Source organism: Mucilaginibacter rigui (assembly GCF_014773275.1).
Lineage (GTDB): Bacteria > Bacteroidota > Bacteroidia > Sphingobacteriales > Sphingobacteriaceae > Mucilaginibacter > Mucilaginibacter rigui_A.
In genome coordinates, this window is record NZ_JACWMW010000001.1 from 1494118 (window position 1) to 1512533 (window position 18416).

Below are 18416 nucleotides of genomic sequence, written 5' to 3' on the forward strand. Positions count from 1 at the left end.
TAAACTGATGAAAAAGCACTACCGTAAGGAGAATGATTGTTTGAATTGCGGAACCGTCTTACAGGGTAAATTTTGCCATAATTGCGGGCAGGAAAACCTGGAAATGAAAGAGAGCTTTGGCCATATGTTAAACCATGCCATAAGCGATTATTTCCATTTCGATTATCAGTTTTTCCATACATTAAAGCCGCTTTTTTTAAAACCTGGTCATCTCACCAACGAATACCTTGCAGGCCGCCGCGCACAATACCTGCACCCGGTTAAAATGTACATTTTTATCAGTTTGGTGTTTTTTGTGTTTTTCTTTCAGGGTAACAAACATGAAAACCAAAAGGTAAAAGATGAGAAGCGCAGCGAACAAAAAGCAAATAGCAAGGATAATACTGCGACCAATAAAGGCATTTACTCAAATTTAGATCTTACCCTTGAGCAAAAGAAAGCAATTAGCGAAAAGCTAAAGGCCTATTTACCAGATACAATTGACAAAGAGATAAATGCAGATATTGAAAAAGGCTCCCCAAAGGCAAAGGTCAGCAAAACAGATAATGATAGCGGGTTTACATTTTACGGTGATGATAATGTAGATAAATTCTCAACATATGATGAATATTTAGCTAACCAGGCTAAACTATCTGACAAAGACAGGGATAATATGTTGGAGCGTTATCTTATAAAAAAGAACTACGATTGGAAAAACCAGGGGAAAAATGCTAAAGAGGTTTTAACGGAGGGTTTAAAGCACAATGCACCAAAAATGATGTTTTTATTACTGCCCTTGTTTGCGCTTATCTTAAAAATAGCTTTCTGGAAAAACCATAAACTTTATGTAGAGCATATTATTTATGCCATACACCTGCATTGTTATATCTTTTTGTTTTTAACGGTAATTATATTGTTAAATATGCTGTTACCGGATAGCTGGGGAACTGTTACAAATATTTTACAGGCTGCGGCCAATTTCACTATTATATGGTATATATATCGCTCGTTACGAGTTGTTTATAACCGAAGCAGATGGCGCACCGTAAGCAAAATAATTGGAGTGTCAATTATGTACACATTAGGTTTTAGCCTATCTGCTTTTATAATACTTGTTATTACCGCTATCACATCTGTATAAAGCTATTTAGCCTATAACTCTTTTTGTAATGCCTGTATGGCATTTGCCAGATAGGCTAAAGGTGCATTCCAGTTAATAGCTATCTCATTTGTGGCGTATGAGCGGTCGTCGTCAATAAAAGCTTCATCGGGAACTACAGATACTAATTTTACGCCATCCTGCATGCCAGGGTTAGGCCCGCCTGATAATAATCCCGGTACCGGTTCTTTTACACCATCGGCAATAGATGGCCTGTGGTGCGGATGCATAGGTGTTTTACTGCCATACCCTGTAACATACGAATATCCCGCAGCATTCCGTTCCAAAATATAATCGAGGTTACCTAATGCATAATTAAGGTATTTTTTATTGCGCGATAGCTGGTAAGCTTTTATTAGGAGTATTCCTTGATTGGCTGCATCACCGTTACTCCCCCATTGAAACTTTGCGGGCGCTTTTGTCATTACTGTTTGGTAAGCGTTGCTGTCTGCACCCTCAATAAGGTTGTCGGCAAAGCTTAACAAGAGTTCCTCCATTTCTGCTAATTTGGGGTTGTCTGCTGTTTGCAAGGCAGCGTGTTGTGCCAAGGTATAAATGCCCAAAAGCTTCACCTTCGCCCACGATGCAGGGATACTGATCCCGTTATTTTTACCCGTTTTAATTTTACTGTAGTATTCATCTTTATCCGTAGCTACAAAAAGTTCTGCTCCTGCCCAAAACCACTCGTCACTTAAGTATTTATCACCATAAGCGCCCGTGGATATTTTAGGGCTGAATGTGGTATTCATCTCATCCTGGTCATAAATTACAGCCGGATTTTTTATTGCCCACTGCCAAGCCAATTCGGCCGCGTTTAAGCAAGAATCAGCCAAACCGGGTACCTGAGCAGGAAACTTCTTAAAAATGCGCGATGCCTGTGCCATAACAGCGGCAAAGTCGAGTGTAGCTGCGGTGCTTTTTTGTACCACATAACGCACTGCATTAGCTTTATCAGGCATTACTATTTTATCAAAATTGGCGTTTGTAAGCTTATGGTATACACCACCATCGTTAGGATCTTGCATGGTGAGCATCCAGCGCAGGTTCCATAGTATTTCGTCAAGCACATCTGGTAATTGATTGCTGCTTTCGGGGATATTTAGCTGCACAGTTTTCATGTACGCAGGGAAATCCTCATAAAGTGAAAGTAATGTTGCTGTGCTGATACCACTATTTACGATGTATTTATTGTAATCGCCGGCATCGTACCAACCCCGTGGACTTGATATCACTGTTCCTGCCGGCCGTTTATCGCTTGCTGCGGATGGATGTATCAGCACTTTCTCGTCCGGGTGCCCTTCTGCCCTGTGCCATTTACCGGCGTACTTTTCATCCAAAGCAATTGACGCCCGCTGAAAGTATAAAGCTTTGATGCTTGCATCGGCTATAGGTTTTAACACAGACGGCTGAATGGTGAAAGGATAAGAATAACCGCTTTCCGGATCGTACACCCTGTATTTCCCTGGTATGTTAAAGGCCGAAAAATCAGCAATAAAAGTATACTTACCTGAAAAAGCCGGCTGTGATGATTGTTTTAATTCGCCCGTAAACACTGTTTTTTTGTTGGCGTTTTGGACATAATACTTACCCGGCTTTGTATAAGTAAGTATTGCTATTTTAGCACCGTTTGGATAAAAGCCAATTTGGTTTAAACGGATATTCGCATTACCCGCCAACTCTATTTGGGCAAATATTTGCGACCGACCTAAACCTACGGTAACCAGTAATAATATAATTATTAAACGCTTATGATTCATATTTAACAGGCTAATGATGTAAGGCTAATATAAGGGCACCCGGCATAAAACCATAATACTATATTGACAACTAGTGCGCCAATTGCAATACTCTATTGCACTAACATAAAAGGCCCGTGCAACGCACAGGCCTTTTATAATATTATTTGGTTTGCTTATAAAAACGCGTACCCCAAGCTCAGGTTAAATAAGCTTACACGCGTTTTGTAATTAGTAGAGCCATCAAAATAGTTTTGTTTCGTTAAACCCGCTTCGTAACGCAAATCAATAGAGATCTTGCTGATGTCAATACCGGCCCCTGCTGTTAAAGCAAAATTTGAGCTTTTGTAATCGAACCTGGTTGCACCGCCAACTGCAGATCCGAAGCTATTATCTTTATTTATAGCGAATGACAATAGTGGGCCGGCATAAAACCTGCCGCCTAAGCCAAAGGCACCAATTTTCCCGCCTAATAATAAGGGCACATCAATACTTGTAAATTTCGCATTGCTTGATGGACCGTTGCTTGAGTTGATATTAACATTTTTGCTGGTAACATAAAGCTCAGGCTGAAAATTAAAGCCTAATGCGCCAAACCTTGCCCAAATACCGCCAAGGTAACCGGCACGGTTATCGGCGCTGAATGTACCTGATGTGTTTGACAGGCTTGATAAGTTAACGCCTCCTTTAATACCAACCTGTACTTTTGGTAATATTTGTGCTTTTGATACCGCCGTTACAGCTAAAAATATCCCTAAAGTGAGTAATAGTTTTTTCATGGCTTTTGTTGATTTTAAGGTTAACGGACAAAGATACATTTTGTTTTAAAATGAAATATCCGGCTACTTTTATGTATGCCGGATATTTTCACCATGATATATATTAGGTTTTATAGTGCCAAATGTCCCTGGTAATAATCTAAAATTTTGTTGTAGATGTAGCAATCGTAGCGGGCGTTTATCAGGTTCAGGTTTGCCCTGTCCATATAGTTTTTGGCCAGTACATATTCTACAGAGTTTAGCACACCGGCGTTAAAACGAATTTCAGCTATCCTGAACGATTCCTTGTAAGCTTTAACCTGTTCTTGAAGGGCATTATACCTTTCTAAAGCGTTGCTCATGTTTAAAAAAGCCTGCTCAACGTTTTGGCGTAGCTGTATTTTTGTGTTTTCCTCGATATACTTATAGTTCTGCAGATCAATTTTCGCTAACGTTATTTTATTACGGTTTTGCCAATAGTTTAAAATTGGAATTCTTACAGTTACGCCAAAGTTGTTATTGAAGTTGTTGTTTAACTGATCCCTATACGGTATGGTAGCCGGATTGGTATCACTTACTTTTGTAGCGCTGGAATAAGTTGTGTTTAAACCGCCAAATAATGATATCGTTGGCGACAAAGCACCTTTAGCTGCCGAAACGCCTTTTTCAGCGCTCTGGCGCCTTAAAGTAGCGGCTTTTACATACGCTAATTGTGCTAAAGCTGTTTGATAGATCTCATCGGAGGTCCCTGTTTGTGGCAATATTTCCGTTCCGTTTATTTTTTCAAATCTTATTTCGGGCCTGTATGGAATATTCAGGATCTGTAGTAGGTTTAATTTTGAAGTTTGCAGCGTTGCCTTTGCATTAACATACGTTACCTGGTTATCAGCATAGGTTCCCTTCACATCGTAATAATCATTAGGTTGTTTATTGGCACCTTGTTTTTCTAAGATACCCAACCTGTCAAGCTGTTGTTTAGAAACCTCTACCTGGTTTTGCACCTGCGAAAGCGCTTCGGTATTATTAAGCACTTGTAAATAAGCAGTAATGGTATTTATGGTTACCAGGTCTTTAGCTTGCTGCAGGTCCATCTCGCCCGCTTTATACGCAAGTGAGGTTTGCTTTATTTTGTTTAGGTTTTGTAAACCACTAAATAAGGTCAGGTTAGCATTGGCATTATAGGTGGCAAATTTTGTAGATGCGTTAACGTAAGTATAGTCAACCTGGTTAAGGCTACGGCCATTGTTAATACCGTGGTCAATCTGCCCGTTTATGGAAGGCAGCAGGTTTTCTTTAGCCTGGTTCTTATCAACCCTGGCGCTTTGCAGTTTCAATTCGCTTTGCTTTACATCAAGGTTGTTTTTTACGGCTATATCAATGCATCGCTGCAGGGTTAGTACGGTATCAACCGCCTGGCTGTGTGCCAGTGCCGGCGATAATGTTATTAAGCTAAAAAGTAAAATTTTAAAGTATCGCATTTTGTGTTGTAGTTCAAAGTGTTCTGGAAGATTCCACCCTTCCGTCCAGCAGGTTAATAATACGCGTACCGTATTCCGCGTTTTTTTCAGAGTGGGTTACCTGGATGATAGTAACGCCATCTTCTTTGTTCAGCTTACGAAACAGCTCCATGATCTCCTCCCCTTGTTTTGAGTTAAGGTTACCGGTAGGTTCATCGGCCAGTAATAATTTAGGTTTGGCAATTAAAGCGCGGGCTATACCCACCAACTGCTGCTGGCCGCCTGATAACTGCGCCGGGAAAAGATCTTTTTTACCAACTATCTGAAAACGATCCAGCATATCTGCAACCATCGCTTTACGCTCAGATCCTTTTACATCCTGGTATATCAGCGGGGTCTCGATGTTTTCATAAACGGTAAGCTCATCTATTAAATGGTACGCCTGGAAAACAAAGCCGATATATTGCTTATATAACGCCGAACGTTGTTTTTCTTTTAACTGGTGTACGGCTTGGTCTACAAAGTAATGGAAACCGTCGGTTGGCTCATCAAGCATACCTATAATGTTCAGCAAGGTTGATTTGCCCGAACCTGATGGGCCCATAATAGAAACGAACTCGCCTTCGTCAATATCCAGACTAATGTCGTTTATGACGAAATTCTTGTTCCCGCCTACCTGGTAATACTTTGAAATATGCTGAAGTGATAACATGTTTAATTATTGTGTTAATGAATTACTGAGTTATTTTGTTGCAATTTCTTAAACTGATTTTGGTATTGAAGCATGAATAGCATACCAAAGTTATAAGTAATTGATTTTTAGATTATTATATTGATTGTTAAACATGAAAACTGTACGCTTCTGTACAGCGTGCGTTCGGTTATGATACAGTTGTTAGTTAAACATTGATATTTACAGATTAAGGTTAGAAAATCAGAAACAAAAAAGGTTAGGATAAACTCCTAACCTGCGGTCTCTGTTTCATTAACGCTCTATTCCGACCGTAAGCTTTTCACCGGGTTGGCAAATGCAGCTTTTACTGATTGGAAGCTTATGGTGATGAAGGCTATAATAACCGCTAAGCCGCCGGCAAGGGCAAACACCCACCATTGTATATCAATACGGTAAGCAAAATCCTGCAGCCACTTGCTCATAGCGTACCAGGCAATGGGTGTAGCAATCAATATAGAGATACTTACCAGCCACAGGTAGTCTTTTGATATCAAACCAACAATATCGCCTATACCCGCTCCCAATACTTTACGGATACCTATCTCTTTTACGCGCTGCTCTGCAGTAAAGCTTACCAGCCCAAACAGGCCTAAGCATGCCAGGAATACAATAAGCAGGCTAAAGCAAGTGAACAACTGTTGCAACTTAAATTCGGCTTTGTATTGTTCATTCAATTGGTCGCTTATCCATTCGTATTTAAATACTTTTTCAGGGTAATATTGCTTGTACAGTTTATCTATGCCGGTTAAAACCTGTTTTTCGGTACCTGGTTTAACCCGCACAAGCATTGCTCCCCATTGCGGGTTGCTTACTGCCTGTATTACTGTAGGTTTAATTTTGTTATGGAGCGATTCACTGTAAAAATCTTTTACGATGCCCACAGGGATACCTTCAAACTTATCGTTTTTGCTATTCAGTTTCATATCCAGCAGGCCCGCGGTATAGTTAGTTATCAATAAAGGCTCAATGGCTTTTAAGGCCATAGTTTGTTTGCTGCTGCCGCTCATTAACGAGTCTGCATCCATAGCGTCAGTACTCAACGATGGGTCAAACACACGTCCGGATTTTAGCTGTAGTTTTAAAACCTTAGGCAGATCAGCATCGCCCTGGATGAAAAACACATCCATTTTTTCGTTACGGATCTTTACCGTGCGCGACATATTGCCCGCGCCTGATGTTGGGTACCAATCGCTGATACTTGCGCTTTCTACACCTGGTATCTCTTTAATTTGTTGCTTAAAGCTCCCTGCACTTTTGCCCCATTCAGTATAGCTTATATTTAGGACGTTGTTTTTATCGAACCCGAGATCTTTATGGTTCATAAAGTTGATCTGGTTATGTACGATAAACGTAATGCCAATAATAGTTACCGAAATGACGAACTGCCCAACTACCAAAGCTTTTTTCAGGAAGTTTAGCTGCAAGTCTGATGAGATCTTGTCTCTTAGTATCACCACCGGCTTTGGCCGGGATAAAAACCAGGCCGGGTATAAACCAGTGCAAAAGCTTACTAAAAGCACCATGCAAATAGTGATAAATAAATAGGCCGAACTATATAAATTGGACACCAGTTGGTGGCCCAAATAGGTTTCGAGCGGTTTAAGTAAAAAAGGGTATGCAAAAATTGCCAGCAGGAACGAGATCACAAAAAATAAAACCGACTCTGAAAGGAAGCGTACCAGCAATTGCATTTTACCTGCGCCCAATACTTTACGCACACCGGTTTCTTTAGCGCGGTTAAACACACGCGATATGGTAAGATTTACAAAGTTGATACAAGCGATCAGCAAAAGCAAAGCAGCCACTGCCGAAAATATGTACACGTTTTTTATACTGCCGTGTATATCCTGCACCGCCGGGAAATCCGACTTCAGGTATACATCTTTTAATGGCTGAAATTGCGTACTGAAATCACCCTTTTTACCCATCCCCTTTTCATACCATTTGTTTACTTTTTGGGTAAGGTGATTAACATTGGTACCGGGTTTTAATAAAACATATACAGGTTCGAACGTAAAATAACCGCTCACAGGTAAAGTATTTTCGCTTGCGGCGTACTCATTTAGTGTAATAATATCGGCCCTTAAGTGTGTGTTTTGCGGCATGGACTCAATAACCCCCGTGATAATATATTGCCCCGGCTTACCATATTCAGGCAGATTATAAACCACCTTACCTAATGGGTTTTGCTCCGGAAAGTACTGGTCGCTGATCTTTTTACTGATAACAAGATTGGTATAACCCTTTACAAATTTTTGAGGGTTGCCTTGCAATACGTTAAAATCAAACATCCGGAATATACTTGTTTCGGCTTTTATGGCTTTAAAGGCTATCCCTTCTTTGTAGTTACCCAGTTGCAGCCTTTCGTTCCTTACTGATGCACGGCAATAATCGACCACCTCGGGCATATCCTTTTTAACCGATGGGCCAAAGCCCGAAAAAGTAACAGGCATTTTTTCGGCACCTTTTACACTGCTGTTTACAGATAGTACCCTGTAAATATTATCGCCTTTTGTCCATTGATGGTCGTACGATAACTCATCAATTACAACAGTGGCTACAATAAGGCAGGCAGCCAGGCCGGTGCTTAAACCTATAATGTTTATTAACGAATAGGCTTTGTGTTTCCACAAACTGCGCCAGGCAATTTTAAGATTGGTTTTAAACATATTGGAAGAAATTCTGAGTACTAATTCTAAAACAATTGCAGCTAATTGGTCATTAACCTACTCTGACCGTAAACTTTTAACAGGGTTTGATAATGCTGCTTTTATAGATTGATAACTCACCGTTAAAAATGCTATAAGTGCCGCTGTACCGCCTGCAATTACAAACACCCACCATTGTATATCAATACGGAAGGCGAAGTCCTGCAGCCAGCTATTCATGGCGTACCAGGCAATTGGTGAAGAGATCAGGATGGCTATTAATACCAGTTTTATAAAATCGAACGATATTAAGCCAACAATACTCACTACGCCTGCACCTAATACCTTACGGATACCAATTTCTTTGATGCGTTGGCGGGTTGAGAATACAGCCAAACCAAATAAGCCAAGGCATGATATAAATATGGTTACCACGGTAAATGCGGTAAGTATGCCACCGGTACGCTGGTCGGTTTTGTACATGGCATCAAACTCCTGATCGAGGAAATGATACTCGAAAGGTGCGTTTGGATAAAATTTATGCCATTTGGCCTGTATAGCGGCAACAGTATTAGCAGTGTTTTTACCCGATGTTTTAATAAGCAGCTTACCAAACCAATCATACTCGGGGAACATCACAATAGGCGTAATTTTTTCATGCAGCGACGCAAAATTAAAGTCCTTTGCTACGGCTTTGATGGTACCCATACGGCCATTTAAACCTATTTTTTTACCAATGGCTTGTTCTGGCTTCCATCCCATTGCGGCAACAGCTGTTTCATTTAAAATAAAGCTATAGCGCCTTTTGGCAGAAGCGGTATCCTGCACCTGTTGCTCATCACCAATATCAAGATCGCTGCCTGCAACTAATTTAATACCTAAAGTTTTGGTGAAACTTTTTTCAACCGGGATAGCGGTTACGAATAAGTTATAATCGGAGTTTTTGCCTTCGGCAGTATTAATGGAATACCCGCCACCTACGTTAACGGGCGAATCATAGCTGGCCGTAGAGCCTAATACACCTGTTTGCTGGCTAATTTCGGTTTTAAACGATTCTATTTTGGTATAAGGCATGCCACCAATATCAAGTACTAAAACCTGTTCGCGGTTTATACCTGTATTAAGGCTTTGTATATAGTGTAGCTGGTTGCCTGCAATAATGGTACTGATGATAAAGAATACCGATACCACAAATTGGAAAACCACCAATGATTTTCGCAACATTACGCCGCCTGCCTGCGATGATGCGCTACCCTTAAGCGTAACAATAGGCTTAAATGCCGATAAGTATAATGACGGATATGTACCGGCAAGTAATGTAACCAACATAAATAAAGCAACCAATGCCATTAGCAGCCATGACAGGTTCCATGTTTGGAAACCTAAAGCCTGGCCTGTAAACGTACTAAATGAAGGAAATAAACCCGCCAGTAACGCCACACCTATTGCTATAGAAAACAAGGTGATGATGCCTGCTTCAATGATAAACTGACTAAATAATTGCCCGCGCATAGCGCCCATTACCTTTCGTACACCAATTTCTTTGGCACGTTCTGCAGATCGGGCTGTAACTAAATTAAGGAAATTAACACAGGCCAGTATTAGTAATATTACCGCAACAAACCCTAAAATGTAAACGTATTTAATATTACCAGATGGTTCTAAACCATACGTTGCTGTGGTATATAAATGTACTTTAGTTAAGGGTTCTAAACTAAACCACATTTTATTACCTGATTGTGGCCTGTCTTTAGTAATATAGTTAGTCATTTGTTTGGCTACCGCTACCCTATCCGCACCTGGTTTTAAAAGGATGTAAGAGTAATCGTTTGATGAATCCCAGGCACGTGTTAACGAACGTGGCATCATAGCGTAGCTTGCCATCAAATCAAACTTTATTTGAGAGTACTCGGGCACATCTTCAATTACGCCGGTAACCATCATATTATTCTTTTGGTCAACCTTGAGTATTTTACCCATAGGGTTGTCATCACCAAAGTATTTTTTGGCAGTAGATGCTGTAATTACAATTGATGATGAATTTGATAAAGACGATGCCGCATTTCCCTGTATAAACTTAAAAGTAAAAATTTTAAAGAACGACTCATCGGCCGCCAGCATTTTTTTTTCTTTAAAAACCTTATCACCAAACTGTACTACAGCGGCCCGCATGTTAGAGTAATTCACAATACGAACACCATCTTCTATATCAGAAAACACTTTCTTAAAAACCGGGACGGGCGCTGTAGGCGTTATAGCCGCAGTTTTTGCTTCGTTATCATCGGCCGATTTGTAACTAAATGTTAACCTGCTTATCCTGTCGGCATTTACATTAAACCTGTCGTAGCGTAACTCATTTATCAGATAGGTTGTAAGCAGCAGGAAGCAGCATATCCCTACGGCCAGGCCTACCATGCTTATTAACGATGTTGTTTTGTTTTGCAGCAGGTTACGCCACGCGGTTTTTAAATAGTTACGAATCATATTTTGGAAATTCTAAATGCTAAAGTTATCTACGCCTAATCGCTGATCATTAATCTCACTCACTCCTTAAACTCTTTACCGGGTTTGCCAGGGCGGCTTTTAACGCCTGCGAACCAATGGTTAAAAGACCAATAAATATCGCGATAGTTGCAGTATAAGCAAATATTGTCCAGTCGATATCTTTGCGATATGCAAAGGCCTGCAACCATTTATTCATCAGCCACCATGCAATTGGCGAGGCAATAATAACAGAGGCAATGATCAGTTTTAAAAAATCCACCGACAATAATGATACGATGGTTCTTACACTTGCGCCCAATACCTTGCGTACACCAATTTCCTTTGTGCGCTGTTCTGCGCTAAAGGCTGCCAATCCAAACAAACCAAGGCACGATATTAATATAGCTACAACAGTAAAATAACTTACAATACCGGCCAGGCGGGTATCAGCCTGGTAGTTCTTCTGGAAATCATCATCCATAAAAGTGTAATCGAACGGATCGTTCGGGTCATACTTTTTCCAGCTGGCCTCTATTGTTTTTAACATGCCAGCCATGTTGCCTTGTTTGGTATGTATCACCATATAGTTATAGCCGCCGGTATTTAGTAAAAAGCCATAAGGGGTTACCGGCAGGTGCAAATCCTCATAATGGAAGTCTTTTACTACACCAACAATGGTAAACGAGTTAGTATTACCCTGAAAATTATTTAATACTTTTTTGTTAACGGCATCTTGTGCACTGGCAAAACCAAATTCCTTAGCCGCCTTTTCGTTGATAATAATGTTATTATTAGTATCCGCGCCAAACTGGGGCGAGAATAAACGGCCGGCAAGGGGTTTAATATTAAGCGTTTGTAAGAAGTTGTTGTCTACATAATTTAAGCGGGTACGCTTTCCTTCGGCGGTGGTTTGTCCTTCGCGATACAAAAGGTTATCGCTTGGGTTAAATACACCCGGGTAATAGGCTGATGCACCTATTGATGCTACCTGGCTGTTTTGTTGCAGATCTGCTTTCATGGCTGCGTATGCTGCCTTAGCGTTAGCAGTACGTAAAGGCAGTACTATTTGCTGGTCTTTTGCAAAGCCCAGGTCGGCGGTACGCATAAAGTTCATCTGCCTTGCAATAACAACCGATGCCACAATAAGTACCACCGAAATAATAAACTGGAAAACAACCAATCCTTTACGTACAGCCACTACAGCCAGCGAATTGGTTAACTTGCCTTTTAACACCTTTACAGGATTAAATGACGATAGGTAGAATGCCGGGTAACTGCCTGCAAGCACCCCTGTAATAAGCGCCATCAGTAAAAACTCGAAGAATAGCACTAAATCTTTATCTACGGATAGAGTAATATTCTTATCGGCCAGCTGGTTAAATAAAGGCAGTAATATCAGGGTGATAACAATAGCAAATACAAAAGCTATTAAGGTCATCAAAACAGATTCGCCCAGGAACTGCCTGATCAGAGTTGATTTTTCTGCTCCCAGTACTTTACGCACACCAACTTCCGACGAGCGTTTTGATGAACGCGCGGTAGAGAGGTTCATGAAATTGATACAGGCTATGATCAGCGTAAATGCTGCAATAGAAAAAAGTACATACAAATAAGTTTTGCTTGCAGGCGCTGTTACGTTGCTTTCTACCTCATTGCTCAGGTGGATGTCGCGCAGGGCAAGTAAGGATTGTTCTTTCTGGAAACCCATGTTCTTCAGATCTTTTCCGGCATATTTATCAATAAAGGCAGGTAGCTTGGCCTGAAGCGATGCAGGGTTTGTGCCGGGTTTAAGCAGCAGGTAAGTATAAAACATATTGTTGCTGGCAAAATCGTTTCCCTGCCTTTTTATAAACCCCTCCATTGAGCCGCCACCTACCGAAAGGAAGAAGTTAGCGTTAATGTGCGATGGCACTTTGTCGTCATCAAATACACCTGTTATGGTGTAATCCTGCTCACCGTTGGTATTGCTGTTAACATGGATAACTTTACTTAATGCGGGCTGGTTACCAAAAAGCTTTTCGGCTATTTTTTTTGATATAACGATAGTACGCGGGCTTGTTAACGCGTTTGCCGAATTACCTTCGGTAAAGTTATAAGTGAATATTTTAAAGAAGGACTGATCGGCCAGAAAGCCGTTTTGCTCAAGCAGAGATTTGCGCTCGCCGTTTGCAGGGTTGTATTGTATAATGGTTTTGTCGTCAATAAAAAGCTTTAGCAACCTGGCACTTTCTACAACCTCGGGGTATTCCTGCTTTAAAGCGCCGGCCATTGGTGCGGGCGTGTTTGGCAATTTCATGCGCTTGCTGCCATTTTGTACAAAGGCGGTTATTACCTGGTAAATATTAGGCGCATTTTTATGCTGTGTGTCAAAGCTTGTTTCGTAATTCAGATACAGAGCGATAAGCATGCAACATGCCAGCCCTACCGATAAACCAAATATGTTGATGAATGAGAAGAACTTGTTCTTCATCATGTTACGCCAGCCAATTTTGAAATAATTTTTGATCATATTACTAAATCTTAAATTCTAAAACAGAAACTTTATTTGTAGACGATAAAAATGCAAAAGAAGTTACAGCTTCATTATCCTTACTCGCTCCTTAAACTTTTTACCGGGTTAGCTATTGCCGCTTTTATTGCCTGGAAACTGATAGTGCCAAGTGCTACTATCATAGCCAATATGCCCGACACTGCGAACACCCACCATTGTATATCAATACGATATGCAAAATCCTGCAGCCATTTGTGCATAAAATACCAGGCTACCGGCGTGGCTATTAAAAAAGAGATCCCTACCAGTTTCATAAAATCTGCCGATAACATGTTTACAATACCCGGTGTAGAGGCACCTAATACTTTACGGATCCCGATCTCGCGGGTACGCTGATAGGTGCTGTATGATGCCAGGCCTAATAAGCCAAGGCATGATATGGCAATAGCCAGTATGGCAAAGTTGAAGAACAGCTTCCCGAAACGCTGTTCTGCGCGGTATTGCCTGTCAAAAAACTCATCTAAAAAGTAATAGCTGAATGGCCTGTTTGGAATAACTTCCTTCCACTTACTTTCAATAGCCGCCAGTGTTGCAGGCAGGTTTTTAGCATCAACCTTTATAGATACCAGGTCAAGTGCGCGTAACTCTACACGCATACTTAAAGGTTTTATTTTTTCCTGTAAAGAGCGGAAGTGAAAATCTTTCATCACACCTACAATTTTACCTTCGCGGCCCCATTGTTTAAATCGCCTGCCAATAGCTTGCTGCGGCGAACTATAACCGAATAGCTTTACCGCTTCTTCGTTTAGTATCATTGCCTGCGAGGTATCTGTGGTCATAAAATCCTTAGAAAATGGCCTGCCGGCTACCATTTTTATTTTAAACTGGTTCAGGTAATCAAAATCAACAAAGTAAAGGTCGAGGTTGGCAATTTGCAGATCGCCTTTTTTGTTCTCGATCTCTGAATAAGCACCACTATTGCCACCACCGGGTACAGCCGACGACATCGCTACAGATTTAACACCCGGTATTGACTTTACAGATTGCTGAAAGGCATCTTTACCTGCATCGCTGTTGGTATTTATTACCACCATTTGATCTTTTGAGAAACCCAGATCGCGGTTACGCATAAAATCCATTTGATTATAAACGATGATGGTACCGATGATAAGTGCAATAGAGATACTAAACTGCGCAACTACCAGGCTTTTACGTAACAAGTTACCCTTTGTGCCGGTAGAAAACCTGCCCTTTAAAACCATAACCGGTTTAAACGATGATAACACCATAGCAGGATATATACCCGCTAAAAAACCTATAGACACAGATATACCAAACAGGATAAGCACATTAGAGATATTTGAGAATATACCCGGACTAACAATTTTGCCCGATAACTGGTTAAACAGCGGCAACAACAGTACCGATAGTATAATGGTTACCACAAAAGCTATCAAACACAATATAACCGATTCGCCTATAAATTGGCTGGCCAGTTCACCTTTTAAAGCGCCTACTACTTTGCGTATCCCCACTTCTTTAGCGCGTTCAACAGAACGGGCGGTAGTTAAATTAATAAAGTTTATGCAGGCAATCACCAATATAAATACGGCTACAATGCTAAAGATATAAACATTGCTGATGCTGCCTACTTCCTGCCCGCCCCTTTTACTGTGCAGGTAAACATCTTTTAAAGGCTCCAGCAGTAAAGTGGCAAACATTTGCGATTTGCGGCTTCGTTCACCGTTACGCTTTTCCATAAATGCAGGGAATTTGCTTTGAAGATTTTTAGCACTTACGCCCGGTTTTAACAGCAGGTAACTTGTTGCGCCATAATTACCCCATTGCTCTTCAATACCTTTATTAAACCTTTGTGTAAGCGTTACCATAGATATGATCATATCCGCCTTTATCTGCGAATTTTCAGGCACATCCTGCATTACACCGGTCACCAATGCCGGGATAGCATCACCGGTTATTAATACGGTTTGGCCAACAGGATCGGCATCACCAAAATACTTTTTAGCGGCAGTTTTGGTGAATACAATGCTTGCCTGTGCTGTTAACGCCGTTTTTAGATTGCCTTTTAACAGCTTAAAATCAAATACTTTAAAAAAGGTTGAGTCGGCAAAAAGTGTCCGCTCCTCCTGGAATTTAACATTCCCTTTTCTAACTAAAAAACTACCGCCGCTTACACGCGTAAACGCTTCTATTTCGGGAAAATCCGTTTTTAAGTTTGGCGCAAATGCCCATGAAGTAACATCAGTATTAATAGTTTCAGATGGTGTTTTAATATCGGTAACTACACGGTATATGCGATCGGCTTTGGTATGGAACTTATCATAACTCAATTCAAAAGTCACATACATAAATATAAAGAAACAGGCCGTTATACCTACCGACAGGCCTGTGATGTTTATGAATGAGAAAACACGGTGCCTCCACAGGTTACGCAAGGCTATTTTAAAGTGATTTTTTAACATGGTGGTTTGGGTCTTATATTTTTAAGTAAATACTATTCGCTTCTGAGGCTTTTAACCGGGTTTGCTATTGCTGCTTTTATAGATTGGAAACTGATGGTTACCAAAGCTATAAACACCGATACCAGTGCTACAAACACAAATGTGCCCCAGTTTATATTAATGCGATAGGCAAAGTCCTGCAACCAGTGATTCATTACATACCAGGCAAGCGGCCATGCTATGAGGTTTGATATTAATACCAGTTTTATAAAATGTCCCGATAGTAACAATACAATGTTTTTTACCGATGCGCCTAATACCTTACGCACCCCTATTTCCTTCACCCTTTTTTCGGCCGAGAAGGATGCCAGGCCAAACAAGCCGAGGCATGATATGAGGATAGCTAAACTGGCAAGTATGCCCACTATTTTACTTACCTGGTTATCTGCACGGTAAACTTCCGCGAAATGGTCATCCAAAAACTGATACTCGAAGGGGTAATCGGGGTTAATGTTTTTCCATGTAGCCTTTATAAACTCAACGGCTTCTTTTGATTTGCCCGGTTTTATTTTAATAGAAGCAGTTGTAAGCCCCCAATCGCTTTGGTTTGCAATTAAAAGGTTCTCTACTTTGTAATGAAGAGAATTGAAGTTGAAATTTTTAGCGATACCGGTAATTACACCAAGCGAATCGAAACCAAAACGCTGACCAATCAGCGTAGATATAGCAGCTTTGGGGTGGTCTCGCAATAGCTCATGAGCCATGGATTCATTTATAATATATTCACGGCCATTACCAGATTTATCTTTGGAAAAATCCTTACCCTCTATTATTTTGATATTATAAAGCCTCATGTAGTCGTTATCTACAATAAGCTGTGTAACACCTAATTCTCTCACCGGGTCGTTCTTATATTGAAAAATTGCCCCTGATTGATCAAGGTGACTGCCCAGCTGATCTTGCGAAGCCGTTACGCCGGCAATTAAGGTATTACCCAATAATTGCTGTTTAAATAACGGATACTTTTGGCCCGAAATCTTATCCATTGGTACGGTAACCACCTGCTCGCGGGTAAACCCGGGATCTTTCTCCTGCATAAATTTTAATTGCTTTACTACAAATACGGTAGCTATCATCAGGAATACCGCGCTGGTAAACTGGCCAACAACCAATACATTACGGAATGTGCCTTTGTTTTTACCTGTATCAACCGATCCCTTCAAAACCTTTACAGGTTGAAACGATGATAAGAACAAAGCCGGGTAAATGCCCGAAATAATACCTACACCAATAGTGCTCAATAAAACTACAAGCAGGAATGATGGCTGGGTGAACACCGGCAGCGAAATATCGCGCAGGCTAAGATTATTTACATATGGTAAAGTTATTTCAACCAGGGCAAGTGCAAGCACTAATGCCAACAGTGATAACAGAATGGTTTCGCCCAGAAACTGAAAGGCCAGCTGCGGCCTGTTTGCCCCTATTGATTTACGAATACCTACTTCTTTTGCCCTGTCGGCAGAGCGTGCGGTAGACAGGTTCATGAAATTAACACAAGCAATAACCAGTACTATAAAAGCTATAATGGCGAATAGGTTGGTTGATTTTTGATCGAATTTTTGGAAATTCAAATAATCCAGCCCGATATCTGTTGAACCGGCGTGTACATCCTTAAGCGGCAGATAAAACAATTTGTAGTATGTTGCCTGCTCGGGTTTCATGTGTTTTTTAACAAATGCAGGCATCTTGGCCTCAAATGCTTTCAGATCGGTTCCAGGCGCCATCTTTAAATAGGTATTTAACCAATTACCACCCCAACGGTCCATCCATTTTTGGTGGATGCTGGTTAGCGAATACAACGCATCAAACTGTAATTGCGAGTTTTTGGGGCTGTTGGCCATTACCGCGGTCACAGTAAATTTCAAGGTATCGCCGCCAAAATGATTTATTACTTTACCTATGGGGTCTTCTTTACCAAATAATTTTTCGGCGGTTTCCTGGGTTATGGCTATGCTGTTTGGTTTTTCAATAGCATCTTTTGCATTACCTTTTATCACCTTAAAATTAAAGATGTCTAAAAAAGTCGAATCAACCGCTAATACCTGAGGTACAAATACCCGTCTTTCGTTATAGGTCATCTGGTATTTGCGGTCCCATTTTACGCGGGTATAGCTTTTTACCTCGGGAAAGTCGGCCTTAAGCGCCGTTGCCATTGGGTACATTGATAACCCCACCTTTTGTGATGCGGCCATCCCGGGGAATTTTTGAACTTCATTAAGCCTAACTATATTATCACCATGAAAACGGTCGAAGCTTTTCTCGTACGATACAAACAGCAGGATAACAATACATGCCGCCATACCTATGGCTAGGCCCACAATGTTTATTACCGATGACACCTTGTTCTTCCACAGATTGCGCCAGGCTATTTTAAAGTAATTTTTTATCATGATATATGTTTTTTAAAAACTGAATACCAAACGTTTTAAATGCCAAACCCAGGCTCGCT

10 protein-coding genes are annotated in these 18416 nt (G+C 40.9%); 1 reads left to right on the top strand and 9 read right to left on the bottom strand.

What is annotated here, in order from left to right:
* Positions 1-7: 7 nt before the first annotated feature.
* Entirely contained in the window at positions 8-1120 is a 1113-nt protein-coding gene (locus tag IDJ75_RS06720; RefSeq protein WP_191174802.1) for a DUF3667 domain-containing protein, read from the top strand.
* Positions 1121-1131: 11 nt separating this feature from the next.
* Here IDJ75_RS06720 and IDJ75_RS06725 read toward each other — a convergent pair whose 3' ends face one another.
* The 9 genes from IDJ75_RS06725 to IDJ75_RS06765 form a co-directional block, all read right to left on the bottom strand.
* The gene (locus IDJ75_RS06725; protein ID WP_191174803.1) at positions 1132-2895 is read right to left on the bottom strand and encodes a glycoside hydrolase family 9 protein; all 1764 of its coding nucleotides are present in this window, start codon (positions 2893-2895) and stop codon (positions 1132-1134) included.
* Between the two features lie 155 nt (positions 2896-3050).
* Entirely contained in the window at positions 3051-3653 is a 603-nt protein-coding gene (locus IDJ75_RS06730) for a porin family protein (protein ID WP_191174804.1), read from the bottom strand.
* Positions 3654-3763: 110 nt separating this feature from the next.
* On the bottom strand, positions 3764-5110 hold the full coding sequence (locus IDJ75_RS06735) for a TolC family protein (protein ID WP_191174805.1): 1347 nt from the start codon (positions 5108-5110) through the stop codon (positions 3764-3766).
* A gap of 13 nt (positions 5111-5123) precedes the next feature.
* A complete protein-coding gene (locus IDJ75_RS06740) occupies positions 5124-5801 on the bottom strand; it encodes an ABC transporter ATP-binding protein (RefSeq protein ID WP_191174806.1) in 678 nt (225 codons plus the stop codon).
* A 281-nt stretch (positions 5802-6082) separates the two neighbouring features.
* On the bottom strand, positions 6083-8491 hold the full coding sequence (locus tag IDJ75_RS06745) for an ABC transporter permease (protein WP_191174807.1): 2409 nt from the start codon (positions 8489-8491) through the stop codon (positions 6083-6085).
* A gap of 57 nt (positions 8492-8548) precedes the next feature.
* Positions 8549-10954, bottom strand: coding sequence for an ABC transporter permease (locus IDJ75_RS06750; RefSeq protein ID WP_191174808.1), 2406 nt, complete (start codon positions 10952-10954; stop codon positions 8549-8551).
* 55 nt (positions 10955-11009) lie between these two features.
* Entirely contained in the window at positions 11010-13463 is a 2454-nt protein-coding gene (locus IDJ75_RS06755) for an ABC transporter permease (protein WP_191174809.1), read from the bottom strand.
* Between the two features lie 80 nt (positions 13464-13543).
* Positions 13544-15928, bottom strand: a complete 2385-nt coding sequence (locus IDJ75_RS06760; RefSeq protein WP_191174810.1) for an ABC transporter permease — start codon at positions 15926-15928, stop codon at positions 13544-13546.
* A gap of 32 nt (positions 15929-15960) precedes the next feature.
* Positions 15961-18357, bottom strand: coding sequence for an ABC transporter permease (locus tag IDJ75_RS06765; RefSeq protein ID WP_191174811.1), 2397 nt, complete (start codon positions 18355-18357; stop codon positions 15961-15963).
* Between the last annotated feature and the right edge of the window lie 59 nt (positions 18358-18416).

What these genes read in the sequence shown, in the direction of transcription:
- IDJ75_RS06750 (WP_191174808.1), bottom strand. Translation starts at nt 10,954, where the DNA reads ATGATTCGTAACTATTTAAAAACCGCGTGGCGTAACCTGCTGCAAAAC.
- IDJ75_RS06725 (WP_191174803.1), bottom strand. Translation starts at nt 2,895, where the DNA reads ATGAATCATAAGCGTTTAATAATTATATTATTACTGGTTACCGTAGGT.
- IDJ75_RS06755 (WP_191174809.1), bottom strand. Translation starts at nt 13,463, where the DNA reads ATGATCAAAAATTATTTCAAAATTGGCTGGCGTAACATGATGAAGAAC.
- IDJ75_RS06745 (WP_191174807.1), bottom strand. Translation starts at nt 8,491, where the DNA reads ATGTTTAAAACCAATCTTAAAATTGCCTGGCGCAGTTTGTGGAAACAC.
- IDJ75_RS06735 (WP_191174805.1), bottom strand. Translation starts at nt 5,110, where the DNA reads ATGCGATACTTTAAAATTTTACTTTTTAGCTTAATAACATTATCGCCG.
- IDJ75_RS06765 (WP_191174811.1), bottom strand. Translation starts at nt 18,357, where the DNA reads ATGATAAAAAATTACTTTAAAATAGCCTGGCGCAATCTGTGGAAGAAC.
- IDJ75_RS06740 (WP_191174806.1), bottom strand. Translation starts at nt 5,801, where the DNA reads ATGTTATCACTTCAGCATATTTCAAAGTATTACCAGGTAGGCGGGAAC.
- IDJ75_RS06760 (WP_191174810.1), bottom strand. Translation starts at nt 15,928, where the DNA reads ATGTTAAAAAATCACTTTAAAATAGCCTTGCGTAACCTGTGGAGGCAC.
- IDJ75_RS06730 (WP_191174804.1), bottom strand. Translation starts at nt 3,653, where the DNA reads ATGAAAAAACTATTACTCACTTTAGGGATATTTTTAGCTGTAACGGCG.
- IDJ75_RS06720 (WP_191174802.1), top strand. Translation starts at nt 8, where the DNA reads ATGAAAAAGCACTACCGTAAGGAGAATGATTGTTTGAATTGCGGAACC.